Raw genomic sequence first — 12,115 nt, 5'->3', positions numbered from 1 at the left:
CCAGCCCCGAGGGGGACACCGGAAACGGTGTCCCCCTCTTCATGCGGCTTCATGAGGACACCATGTACAAGATCTTCTTCTCCCTCGTCTTCAAGCGGATGGACCCGGAGCGGGCGCACCACCTCGCCTTCCGCTGGATCCGCCTCGCCGTCCGCGTCCCCGTCCTGCGCACCTTCGTCGCGGCCGTGCTCGCGCCCCGCCACAAGGAGCTGCGCACCGAGGCATTCGGCCTGCGCATGCACGGCCCCTTCGGACTGGCCGCCGGCTTCGACAAGAACGCCGTCGCCGTCGACGGCATGGCGATGCTCGGCTTCGACCACGTCGAGATCGGCACCGTGACGGGGGAGCCGCAGCCCGGCAACCCCAAGAAGCGGCTGTTCCGGCTGGTGAGCGACCGCGCGCTGATCAACCGCATGGGCTTCAACAACGACGGCTCCCTGGCCGTCGCCGCCCGCCTGGCCTCCCGTACGCCCGTGTTCAAGACGGTCGTCGGCGTCAACATCGGCAAGACCAAGGTCGTCCCGGAGGACGAGGCCGTCGGCGACTACGTGAAGTCCGCCGAACGCCTCGCCCCGCACGCCGACTACCTGGTCGTCAACGTCTCCTCCCCGAACACGCCCGGCCTGCGCAACCTCCAGGCCACCGAGGCGCTGCGCCCGCTGCTGACCGCCGTGCGCGAGGCAGCCGACCGCGTGGTCACCACGCGGCGCGTCCCGCTGCTGGTCAAGATCGCGCCGGACCTCGCAGACGAGGACGTCGACGCGGTCGCCGACCTGGCCGTGGAGCTGGGCCTGGACGGCATCATCGCCACCAACACGACGATCGCCCGCGAGGGTCTCGGCCTGACGTCCTCGCCGGCCCTCGTCCAGGAGACCGGCGGCCTGTCCGGCGCCCCGCTCAAGGAGCGCTCCCTGGAGGTCCTGCGCCGCCTCTACGCGCGCGTGGGCGACCGGATCACCCTGGTGGGCGTCGGTGGCGTGGAGACCGCCGAGGACGCCTGGCAGCGCATCCTGGCGGGGGCCACGCTGGTCCAGGGCTACAGCGCGTTCATCTACGAGGGGCCCTTCTGGGGTCGAGCCATCCACAAGGGACTCGCCGCGCGTCTGCGGCAGAGCCCCTACGCCACCCTCGCCGACGCGGTCGGCGCCGATGTGAGGAAGACGGTATGACCGAGCCGTTCGGCGCGCGACTGCGCCGTGCCATGGACGAACGCGGGCCGCTGTGCGTGGGCATCGACCCGCACGCCTCCCTGCTGGCCGAGTGGGGCCTGAACGACGACGTGGCGGGGCTGGAGCGCTTCAGCCGCACCGTCGTGGAGGCCGTGGCCGACCGGGTGGCCGTCCTCAAGCCGCAGAGCGCCTTCTTCGAGCGTTTCGGCTCGCGCGGTGTCGCGGTCCTGGAGAAGTCGGTCGAGGAGGCGCGGGCGGCCGGCGCGCTGGTCGTCATGGACGCCAAGCGCGGTGACATCGGCTCCACCATGGCCGCGTACGCCGAGTCCTTCCTGCACAAGGACGCGCCCCTGTTCTCGGACGCGCTGACCGTCTCGCCGTACCTCGGCTACGGCTCGCTGAAGCCCGCCGTCGACCTGGCGCGCGAGAGCGGCGCGGGCCTGTTCGTGCTGGCGCTCACCTCGAACCCGGAGGGCGGCGAGGTCCAGCACGCGGTGCGGGCCGACGGGCGGAGCGTCGGGGCGACGATGCTGGCGCACCTGGCCGCCGAGAACGCGGGCGAGACGCCCCTGGGCTCCTTCGGCGCGGTGGTCGGCGCCACACTCGGCGATCTCTCGTCGTACGACCTGGACGTCAACGGCCCGCTCCTCGCACCCGGCATCGGTGCCCAGGGCGCGACGCCGGCCGACCTGCCGCGGGTGTTCGGAGCGGCGGTGCGCAACGTCGTGCCGAACGTCAGCCGGGGTGTCCTTCGTCACGGTCCCGACGTGACCGCGCTGCGGAACGCGGCGGACCGCTTCGCCGACGAGGTCAGGACCGCGGTTGCGGCCGCCTAGGCTTCCAGACCCTGGATACATCCTCAAATCCGAGGCAATATGTCTGAAATGTCTGGCCTGACGGAGGCTGACCAGGACTTTTCCGCCGTTCTCGCTGACTCTGGCGGACTTGACCGCTAGTCTCCGTCGAGAGTCAACGGGCAAGCGTGTTGCTCGCGACTCCCCAGGTGTGGGGCGACTAGGTTCCTCACCGGTCCGTATCCGACAGTTCGACATCCGAGGTGACGTAGGCGTGGCTCTTCCGCCCCTTACCCCTGAACAGCGCGCAGCCGCGCTCGAAAAGGCCGCCGCGGCTCGCCGGGAGCGGGCCGAGGTCAAGAATCGACTCAAGCACTCCGGCGCCTCCCTCCACGAGGTCATCAAGCAGGGTCAGGAGAACGACGTCATCGGCAAGATGAAGGTCTCCGCCCTGCTCGAGTCCCTGCCGGGCGTGGGCAAGGTCCGCGCCAAGCAGATCATGGAGCGGCTCGGCATCTCCGAGAGCCGCCGCGTGCGCGGCCTCGGTTCCAACCAGATCGCCTCCCTGGAGCGCGAGTTCGGCAGCACCGGCAGCTGAGGCAGAAGCTGAGTCCGGACCACTGCGGAACAACTGGAATAATCGCCGCATGGCTGCAACATCCCGGGGGACGACCCCCGTACCCCCGGAATCACGTCCGCGGCTGACCGTGCTCTCCGGCCCCTCGGGGGTCGGCAAGAGCACGGTCGTCGCCCATATGCGCAAGGAACACCCCGAGGTCTGGCTCTCGGTGTCGGCGACGACCCGCAAGCCTCGTCCCGGCGAGCAGCACGGAGTCCACTACTTCTTCGTCACCGACGAGGAGATGGACAAGCTGATCGCCAACGGCGAGCTGCTGGAGTGGGCCGAGTTCGCCGGCAACCGCTACGGCACGCCGCGAGCGGCCGTGCTGGAGCGCCTGGAGGCGGGTGAGCCGGTGCTGCTGGAGATCGACCTCCAGGGCGCGCGGCAGGTCAGGGAGTCCATGCCGGAGGCCCAGCTGGTGTTCCTGGCGCCGCCCTCCTGGGAGGAGCTGGTGCGCAGGCTCACCGGCCGGGGCACCGAGCCGCCAGAGGTCATCGAGCGCCGCCTCGCCGCCGCCCGGGTCGAGCTGGCCGCCGAGCCGGAGTTCGACCAGACCCTGGTGAACACCTCCGTCGAGGACGTGGCGCGCGAGCTGCTAGCCTTGACGAACGTCGTGTGATCGTTACTGGTCACCCTGCGGTCATCCTGACTGAATCTTTCCCATCCATCGGAAGGTAGAGCGTGTCCTCTTCCATCTCCGCGCCCGAGGGCATCATCAACCCGCCGATCGACGAGCTCCTCGAGGCCACGGACTCGAAGTACAGCCTCGTGATCTACGCGGCCAAGCGGGCCCGCCAGATCAACGCGTACTACTCGCAGCTCGGCGAGGGTCTTCTCGAGTACGTCGGTCCGCTCGTCGACACCCATGTCCACGAGAAGCCGCTCTCGATCGCCCTGCGCGAGATCAACGCGGGTCTGCTGACCTCCGAGGCCATCGAAGGCCCGGCGCAGTAAGCAGTGCCACTGCCGACATCGACGGTAGTATTTTCAGCCTGAAGCTGACTTATCCACAGGCCCGGCAGCCCGACTGTCGGGCCTGTGGTGTGTGATGGGTCGTACGCGCTGCCCGAGCGCGTCATCCGAGCCGGGGAGAGACGGTGGACAAGCAGCCCAAGGTCGTTCTGGGGGTCAGCGGCGGGATCGCCGCGTACAAGGCCTGTGAGCTGCTGCGCAGACTCACGGAGTCGGGGCACGAGGTCCGCGTCGTCCCCACCGCCTCCGCGCTGCACTTCGTCGGCGCCGCCACCTGGTCCGCCCTGTCCGGCAACCCGGTCTCGACCGAGGTGTGGGACGACGTCCACCAGGTCCCGCACGTGCGCATCGGCCAGCACGCCGACCTCGTCGTCGTCGCTCCGGCCACCGCCGACATGCTCGCCAAGGCCGCCCACGGCCTCGCCGACGACCTCCTCACCAACACCTTGCTCACCGCCCGCTGCCCGGTCGTCTTCGCCCCCGCCATGCACACCGAGATGTGGGAGCACCCGGCCACCCAGGAGAACGTGGCGACGCTCCGCCGCCGCGGCGCCGTCGTCATCGAACCGGCCGTCGGCCGCCTCACCGGCGTCGACACCGGCAAGGGCCGGCTGCCCGACCCGGGGGAGATCTTCGAGGTCTGCCGCAGGGTGCTCGCCCGCGGTGTGCGCGAACCGGACCTCGCCGGACGGCACGTCGTGGTCAGCGCCGGCGGCACCCGGGAGCCCCTCGACCCGGTCCGCTTCCTCGGCAACCGCTCCTCCGGCAAGCAGGGCTACGCCCTGGCCCGCAGCGCCGCCGCGCGAGGTGCCCGCGTCACCCTCCTCGCCGCGAACGCGTCACTCCCGGACCCGGCCGGCGTGGACGTCGTCCCGGTGGGTACGGCGGTGGAGCTGCGCGAGGCCGTGCTGCGCGCCGCGGCCGACGCCGACGCCGTCGTCATGGCCGCGGCGGTCGCGGACTTCCGCCCGGCCACGTACGCCGCCGGAAAGATCAAGAAGAAGGACGACCAGGAACCCGCACCGATCACCCTGGTGCGTAATCCGGACATCCTCGCCGAGATCGCGGGCGACCGGGCGCGCCCCGGCCAGGTGATCGTCGGCTTCGCCGCCGAGACCGACGACGTCCTCGCCAACGGGCGGGCCAAGCTGAAGCGCAAGGGCTGCGACCTGCTCGTGGTGAACGAGGTGGGGGAGCACAAGACCTTCGGTTCCGAGGAGAACGAGGCGGTCATCCTTGGCGCCGACGGCAGCGAGACCCCGGTGACACGCGGTCCGAAGGAAGCACTGGCCGAAACCGTGTGGGACCTCGTGGCGGAACGGCTCGGCTGAATGACTCATTCACTCCACGGTCCCCGCCAACCCCGCGCATTCGAGCGTGGCGACCCTGGCCAAGGGCGCTCCGTTCTGGGCAGAATGCCCGTGCCGCAGGTCACAGCCCTTCCGACAGCCGAGACGGGTGGGCCGGTGGCGAAGCGCGACCGATAAACTGTTCTCGGACGTCGCCGGGTGCAGCTCCCCGTGCCGTCCACCAATGATCAGCCAGCAGCCGCTGCAACCCCAGGGAGCGTTGTGTCCCGTCGCCTGTTCACCTCGGAGTCCGTGACCGAAGGTCACCCCGACAAGATCGCTGACCAGATCAGCGACACCATTCTCGACGCGCTTCTGCGTGAGGACCCGACCTCCCGGGTCGCCGTCGAAACCCTGATCACCACCGGACTGGTGCACGTGGCCGGCGAGGTCACCACCAAGGCCTACGCGGACATCGCCAACCTGGTCCGCGGCAAGATCCTGGAGATCGGCTACGACTCCTCGAAGAAGGGCTTCGACGGCGCCTCCTGCGGAGTCTCGGTCTCCATCGGCGCGCAGTCCCCGGACATCGCGCAGGGCGTCGACACGGCCTACGAGAACCGGGTCGAGGGCGACGAGGACGAGCTGGACCGCCAGGGCGCCGGCGACCAGGGCCTGATGTTCGGCTACGCGTCCGACGAGACGCCCACGCTGATGCCGCTCCCGGTCTTCCTGGCGCACCGCCTGTCCAAGCGCCTGTCCGAGGTCCGCAAGAACGGGACCATCCCCTACCTGCGCCCGGACGGCAAGACGCAGGTCACCATCGAGTACGACGGCGACAAGGCCGTCCGCCTCGACACCGTGGTCGTCTCCTCCCAGCACGCCAGCGACATCGACCTGGAGTCGCTGCTCGCGCCCGACATCAAGGAATTCGTCGTCGAGCCCGAGCTCAAGGCGCTGCTGGACGACGGCATCAAGCTCGACACGGAGAACTACCGCCTCCTGGTCAACCCGACCGGCCGGTTCGAGATCGGCGGCCCGATGGGCGACGCCGGCCTCACCGGTCGCAAGATCATCATCGACACCTACGGCGGCATGGCCCGCCACGGTGGCGGTGCCTTCTCCGGCAAGGACCCGTCCAAGGTCGACCGTTCCGCCGCGTACGCGATGCGCTGGGTCGCCAAGAACGTCGTCGCCGCGGGCCTCGCCTCCCGCTGCGAGGTCCAGGTCGCCTACGCGATCGGCAAGGCCGAGCCCGTCGGTCTCTTCGTCGAGACGTTCGGCACCGCCAAGATCGACGCCGAGAAGATCGAGAAGGCGATCGACGAGGTCTTCGACCTGCGCCCGGCCGCCATCATCCGCGACCTCGACCTGCTCCGCCCGATCTACGCCCAGACCGCCGCGTACGGCCACTTCGGCCGTGAGCTGCCCGACTTCACGTGGGAGCGCACGGACCGCGTGGAGGCGCTGCGGCAGGCGGCGGGGCTGTAACAACCCCGACAGGCCACCGCCGTCCCTGCCGGACGGCATGTGACGAGGCCCGGTGTCCCGGTGGGGACGCCGGGCCTCGGCGCGTCCGGTGCGGCGGGGCCGAGTGCTCCAAGGCAGAGTCGGACCGGTCGCCGGTGAGACGCGGTGCGACTCGGGCGCCGTCGGTTGTCAGTGGTCTTTGGTAAGAATGCAGGCGTGAGCAGCGAGAACGAAGCGACGGGCGGTGGCGCGGGGGACGCGCCGCCCGAGCAGCTCGCGCTCATCCGGGAGAGTGTGCGCCAGGCGAAGGCGCCGCGGGCCAAGCCGAGGACCTGGCGCGGAGCGGCCCTCGCCAGGGAGCTGCCCGTCGCCAGGGTCCTCGTCGACAAGGGCGTGCTCCATCTCGACCGCTACTTCGACTACGCCGTGCCCGAGGAGCTCGACGCCGACGCCCAACCCGGAGTGCGGGTCCGGGTGCGTTTCGGGGCCGGGCGGCACCGGGTGCGGGACGGGCGGCGCGAGGGCGGCGGACTCGTCGACGGTTTCCTGATCGAGCGACTCGCGCAGTCCGACTACTCGGGCCCCCTCGCCGCGCTGGCCCAGGTCGTCTCGCCCGAGCGGGTGCTCGACGAGGAGCTGCTGGGACTCGCGCGGGCGGTCGCGGACCGGTACGCGGGCAGCCTCGCCGACGTACTGCAGCTCGCCGTACCGCCGCGCAGCGCGCGCGCCGAGAAGCGGACGTCGCCGGACCCGCTGCCCCCGCCGCCGGTGCCGGAGCCGGGGCCGTGGACGCGGTACGAGCAGGGGGAGGCGTTCCTGGCGGCCCTCGCCTCGGGGGGTGCGCCGCGCGCGGTGTGGAACGCGTTGCCCGGCCCGCAGTGGGCCGAGGAGCTGGCGCGGGCCGTCGCCGCGACGCTGGCCTCAGGGCGGGGCGCGCTCGTCGTCCTGCCCGACGGGCGGGCGGTCGCCCGCGCCGACGCCGCGCTGACCGCCCTGCTGGGCGAGGGACGGCACGCGGTGCTCACCGCCGACGCCGGGCCCGAGAAGCGGTACGCGCAGTGGCTCGCGGTACGCCGGGGGTCGGTACGGGCCGTGATCGGGACCCGGGCCGCCATGTTCGCGCCGGTGCGGGACCTCGGCCTGGTCGCCCTCTGGGACGACGGCGACGACAGCCACAGCGAGCCGCACGCACCGCAGCCGCACGCGCGCGAGGTGCTGCTGCTGCGCGCCGCCCAGGACCGGTGCGCCTTCCTGCTGGGCGGCTGGGGCTGCACCGTGGAGGCCGCCCAGCTCGTGGAGACCGGCTGGGCCCGGCCCCTGATCGCCGCACGCGAGGAGGTACGGGCCGCCGCCCCGCTGGTGCGGACCGTGGGGGACCAGGACCTGGCCCGGGACGAGGCCGCCCGCGCCGCCCGGCTGCCGACCCTCGCCTGGCAGGCCGTCAGGGACGGGCTGCGGCGCGGACCGGTGCTCGTGCAGGTGCCCCGGCGGGGCTACGTCCCGCGGATGGCGTGCGCCTCGTGCCGGACGCCCGCCCGGTGCCGGCACTGCGCGGGGCCGCTGGAGGGCCAGGAGTCCGGTTCCGCGCTGCGGTGCGGCTGGTGCGGGCGCGAGGAGGGCGCCTGGCACTGCCCGGAGTGCGGGGCGTTCCGGCTGCGCGCCCAGGTGGTGGGGGCGCGTCGCACCGCCGAGGAACTGGGACGCGCCTTCCCGGCCGTGCCCGTGCGCACCTCCGGGCGCGAGCACGTGCTCGACACCGTGTCCGAGGCACCCGCGCTGGTGGTGAGCACCCCGGGCGCCGAACCCGTCGCCGAGGGCGGCTACGCGGCGGCCCTGCTGCTCGACGGCTGGGCGATGCTCGGGCGGCCCGACCTGCGCGCCGGTGAGGACGCGCTGCGGCGTTGGCTGGCCGCCGCCGCGCTGGTGCGCCCGCAGGGCGCCGGGGGCACCGTCGTCGCGGTCGCCGAGCCGACCCTGCGGCCGGTGCAGGCACTGGTGCGCTGGGATCCCGTCGGCCATGCGCTGCGGGAGCTGGCCGAGCGGGCCGAGCTGGGCTTCCCGCCGGTTTCGCGGATGGCGTCCGTGGCCGGGCCCGCGGAGGCGGTGGCCGATTTCCTCCGGGCGGCCGGACTGCCGGGCGAGGCCGAGGTGCTCGGTCCCGTGCCGCTGCCGGTCACGGCCGTGGGGCGTCCGCGTCGCGTGGGCGCGCCGCCGCCGGGCGAACACTGGGAGCGGGCGCTGATCCGGGTGCCGCCGGGGCGCGGGGCGGCGCTGGCGGGTGCGCTGAAGGCCGCGCAGGCGGCGCGGATGGCGCGGGGGAGCGACACGGCGGTGTGGGTGCGGATCGATCCGCCCGACATCGGCTGAGACCGCCCGCACACGGCCCGGCCCTCCGTCTGCCCGGAGGAGCGGGGAGGCGGAGGGCCGGTGTGAGCCCCGGTGCGTGCGGCTCAGCCGTTGCGCGGGCCGGGGAAGGCCGTCGGCCGGACGTCGTCGCGCAGGGCCGGACTGCCCGCCGTCGGCTGGGTCGGCATCGAACGGGCCGCCGGGACGGTGGGCACGGTGGGCAGTCCGGAGCCCACGTTGACCGGGCGGGTGCCGGCCGGCTCCGGTGCGTGCTCGGTGGTCTCCGCCGCGGGCGCCGTCTGGGCGGCGGCACGGCGGGAACCGTAGCGGCGGTGCACGGCCTGCTTGGTGACGCCGAGCGCGGAGCCCACCGCGTCCCACGAGAAGCCGAGCGAGCGGTCGAAGTCCACGGCGGCCGTGACCAGGGTCTCGACACTGTCCCGGAGTTCCTGGGCGAGGCGGACCGTCGGGGCGGGGGCGCGTCCGTAGACGACGAAGCCCGTGGAGGGGCCGGAGCGGCGCGGGCGGTAGACGTTGCCCAGCTGGGCGGTGAGGGTGCGCAGTGCGTCCACCTGCCGGCGGACCCGCTCGATGTCCCGCACCAGCAAGTGCAGGCTGGCCCGAGCCTGGGCGTCGTGGGTTGCGTGGTCGGCCATGAACAAGCCTCTCGAACCGGCGTTGAAAGGAATCGGGCCGCGCGGGCGGCCCGGTGGTCAACTCTTCCTTGACCAACGCGTGGGCGCTCCGCTGGTCACGGGGTGGGGGCGTGGCGGCATATGCGTGCGCCTGTTTTCGGGGGGTGTGCGCCTCGGCCTTCGGCCCTTGGCGTGTTTCTCTCCCGCCCACGCACCACCCGTTTCCAGTCGGTCGAGAGGCTGGGGTCTGCCGCGGGGGCGGGGCGCCGTCGGCGGCTTTCCGTTCGGGGTGGGCTCGTAGACTGGTGCGCTGCCCGCTGTCCGTCCCTGCCCGAGAGGCCCGTCCCTCCCATGAAGCTCGTCTTCGCCGGTACCCCCGAGGTCGCCGTTCCCGCCCTGGACGCCCTGATCGCCTCCGGGCGCCACGAGGTGGCCGCCGTCGTCACGCGGCCCGACGCTCCGGCCGGGCGCGGTCGCCGGCTGGTCGCCTCTCCCGTGGCCGAGCGGGCCGAGGAGGCCGGCATCGAGGTGCTCAAGCCCGCCAAGCCGCGCGAGCCGGAGTTCCTGGAGCGGCTGCGCGAGATCGCGCCCGACTGCTGCCCCGTCGTCGCCTACGGGGCGCTGCTGCCCCGCGTCGCCCTCGACGTGCCCGCCCGCGGCTGGGTCAACCTGCACTTCTCGCTGCTGCCCGCCTGGCGCGGCGCCGCGCCCGTGCAGCATGCGCTGATGGCGGGCGACGAGATCACCGGCGCGTCCACCTTCCTGATCGAGGAGGGCCTGGACTCCGGCCCCGTCTACGGCACGGTCACCGAGACCGTCCGCTCCACCGACACCAGCGGCGACCTGCTGACCCGGCTCGCCTTCGCCGGTGCCGGGCTGCTGGCGGCCACCATGGACGGCATCGAGGACGGCAGCCTGAAGGCGGTGCCGCAGCCGTCCGACGGCGTCACCCTCGCGCCGAAGATCACCGTCGAGGACGCCCGGGTCGACTGGGCCGCCCCGGCGCTGCGCGTGGACCGGGTGGTGCGCGGCTGCACCCCCGCCCCCGGCGCCTGGACCACCTTCCGCGGCGAGCGGCTGAAGCTCGTGCAGGCGGTCCCCGCCCCCGACCGGACCGACCTCGCCCCAGGGCAGCTCGCCGTCGGCAAGAACAACGTGTACGTCGGCACCGGCTCGCACGCCGTCGAGCTGCTGTGGGTGCAGGCCCAGGGCAAGAAGCCGATGCGTGCCGCGGACTGGGCACGCGGCGTGCGGATCGCCGAGGGCGAGCTGCTGGGCGGCTGACCTGCGCATGCGCAGCACCGTTCACCGGCCCGGCGTACGCTGGTGAGCGCACTTCACCCCACACCCGGAGCACCTTTTTCGTGAGCGAGCAGCCCCGCCGTCCCCGCAAGCCCGGCAAGCCGTACCGCAGGCCCCAGAAGGACCCCGTCCGCATCCTCGCCTTCGAGGCGCTCAGGGCCGTGGACGAGCGGGACGCGTACGCCAACCTCGTGCTGCCGCCGCTGCTGCGCAAGGCGCGGGAGCGGGACGACTTCGACGCTCGGGACGCGGCCCTCGCCACCGAGCTGGTGTACGGGACGCTGCGCAGGCAGGGGACGTACGACGCGATCGTCGCCGACTGCGTCGACCGGCCGCTGCGGGAGGTCGACCCGCCGGTGCTGGACGTGCTCGGCCTCGGCGTGCACCAGCTGCTCGGCACCCGGATCCCGAGCCATGCCGCCGTGTCCGCCACCGTGGAGCTGGCGCGGGTCGTGCTCGGCGACGGGCGGGCCAAGTTCGTCAACGCCGTGCTGCGCAAGGTCGCGCGGGACGATCTCGACGGGTGGCTGGAGCGGGTCGCCCCGCCCTACGACGAGGACCCCGAGGACCACCTCGCCGTCGTGCACTCGCACCCCCGCTGGGTCGTCTCGGCGCTGTGGGACTCGCTCGGTGGCGGCCGGGCCGGCATGGAGGAGCTGCTGGCCGCGGACAACGAGCGTCCCGAGGTCACCCTGGTCGCCCGCCCCGGGCGTGCCACGCGCGACGAGTTGCTCGCCGAGGAGGCCGCCGTGCCGGGCCGCTGGTCCCCGTACGCCGTGCGCCTGAGCGAGGGCGGCGAGCCCGGCGCCGTCGACGCGGTACGCGAGAACCGGGCCGGTGTCCAGGACGAGGGCAGCCAGCTCGTCGCCCTGGCCCTGGCCAACGCGCCCCTGGACGGCCCCGACCGGCGCTGGCTGGACGGGTGCGCGGGCCCCGGTGGCAAGGCCGCGCTGCTCGGCGCCCTGGCCGCCGAACGCGGTGCCTTCCTCCTCGCCTCCGAGAAGCAGCCGCACCGGGCCGGGCTCGTGGCCAAGGCCCTGGACGGCAACCCGGGCCCGTACCAGGTGATCACCGCCGACGGCACCCGTCCGGCATGGCGCCCGGGCAGCTTCGACCGCGTCCTGGTCGACGTGCCGTGCACCGGCCTCGGCGCCCTGCGCCGCCGCCCCGAGGCCCGCTGGCGCCGCCGCCCCGAGGACCTGGACGGATTCGCCCCGCTCCAGCGCGCCCTGCTGCGCAGTGCCCTCGAAGCCGTCCGCGTCGGCGGCGTCGTCGCCTACGCGACCTGCTCCCCCCACCTCGCCGAGACCCGCGCGGTCGTCGCGGACGTCCTCAAGCAGCACCCCGACACCGACCTCATCGACGCCCGCCCCCTCCTCCCGGACGTCCCCCACCTCGGCGAGGGCCCCGACATCCAACTCTGGCCCCACCTCCACGGCACCGACGCGATGTACCTCACCTTGATCCGCCGCACCGCTTGACACGCCCCGCGAGGGGCGCGGGGAACTGCGCGCCC

11 protein-coding genes are annotated in these 12,115 nt (G+C 73.2%); 10 read left to right on the top strand and 1 reads right to left on the bottom strand.

The window, feature by feature from the left end:
* Positions 1–62 precede the first annotated feature (62 nt).
* From KUM03_RS35275 to KUM03_RS35240, 8 genes are all read left to right on the top strand, one after another.
* Positions 63–1,169 (top strand): quinone-dependent dihydroorotate dehydrogenase, encoded by a 1,107-nt coding sequence (locus tag KUM03_RS35275; RefSeq protein ID WP_217254637.1) that lies wholly within the window; start codon positions 63–65, stop codon positions 1,167–1,169.
* Positions 1,166–2,005, top strand: a complete 840-nt coding sequence (gene pyrF / locus KUM03_RS35270) for an orotidine-5'-phosphate decarboxylase (protein WP_217254636.1) — start codon at positions 1,166–1,168, stop codon at positions 2,003–2,005. The genes KUM03_RS35275 and pyrF overlap by 4 nt, the downstream gene beginning before the upstream one ends.
* A gap of 232 nt (positions 2,006–2,237) precedes the next feature.
* Positions 2,238–2,561, top strand: coding sequence for an integration host factor (locus KUM03_RS35265; RefSeq protein ID WP_003977346.1), 324 nt, complete (start codon positions 2,238–2,240; stop codon positions 2,559–2,561).
* 49 nt (positions 2,562–2,610) lie between these two features.
* The gene (gene gmk / locus KUM03_RS35260) at positions 2,611–3,204 is read left to right on the top strand and encodes a guanylate kinase (RefSeq protein ID WP_217254635.1); all 594 of its coding nucleotides are present in this window, start codon (positions 2,611–2,613) and stop codon (positions 3,202–3,204) included.
* Positions 3,205–3,266: 62 nt separating this feature from the next.
* Positions 3,267–3,539 carry a DNA-directed RNA polymerase subunit omega gene (gene rpoZ, locus KUM03_RS35255; protein ID WP_003977348.1) on the top strand — a complete coding sequence of 91 codons (273 nt, stop codon included), beginning with the start codon at positions 3,267–3,269 and terminating at the stop codon, positions 3,537–3,539.
* A gap of 143 nt (positions 3,540–3,682) precedes the next feature.
* A complete protein-coding gene (coaBC, locus tag KUM03_RS35250; protein ID WP_217254634.1) occupies positions 3,683–4,888 on the top strand; it encodes a bifunctional phosphopantothenoylcysteine decarboxylase/phosphopantothenate--cysteine ligase CoaBC in 1,206 nt (401 codons plus the stop codon).
* Positions 4,889–5,128: 240 nt separating this feature from the next.
* Positions 5,129–6,337 (top strand): methionine adenosyltransferase, encoded by a 1,209-nt coding sequence (metK, locus tag KUM03_RS35245; RefSeq protein ID WP_073730792.1) that lies wholly within the window; start codon positions 5,129–5,131, stop codon positions 6,335–6,337.
* 195 nt (positions 6,338–6,532) lie between these two features.
* A complete protein-coding gene (locus KUM03_RS35240) occupies positions 6,533–8,683 on the top strand; it encodes a primosomal protein N' (protein WP_217254633.1) in 2,151 nt (716 codons plus the stop codon).
* Positions 8,684–8,766: 83 nt separating this feature from the next.
* Here the strand turns inward: KUM03_RS35240 and KUM03_RS35235 are convergent, their stop codons facing one another.
* Positions 8,767–9,318, bottom strand: coding sequence for a hypothetical protein (locus tag KUM03_RS35235; protein ID WP_217254632.1), 552 nt, complete (start codon positions 9,316–9,318; stop codon positions 8,767–8,769).
* 330 nt (positions 9,319–9,648) lie between these two features.
* Here KUM03_RS35235 and fmt point away from each other — a divergent pair, with 330 nt between their 5' ends.
* Together fmt and KUM03_RS35225 are read left to right on the top strand one after the other, a co-directional pair.
* Positions 9,649–10,581: a methionyl-tRNA formyltransferase gene (gene fmt / locus KUM03_RS35230; RefSeq protein ID WP_217254631.1), complete on the top strand. Its 933-nt coding sequence runs from the start codon at positions 9,649–9,651 to the stop codon at positions 10,579–10,581.
* 80 nt (positions 10,582–10,661) lie between these two features.
* Positions 10,662–12,080, top strand: coding sequence for an RsmB/NOP family class I SAM-dependent RNA methyltransferase (locus KUM03_RS35225; RefSeq protein WP_217254630.1), 1,419 nt, complete (start codon positions 10,662–10,664; stop codon positions 12,078–12,080).
* The last annotated feature ends 35 nt before the right edge of the window (positions 12,081–12,115 follow it).

It is taken from the genome of Streptomyces sp. AC602_WCS936, from assembly GCF_019049125.1.
Lineage (GTDB): Bacteria > Actinomycetota > Actinomycetes > Streptomycetales > Streptomycetaceae > Streptomyces.
This window is presented reverse-complemented; position numbering and strand designations above follow the sequence as displayed.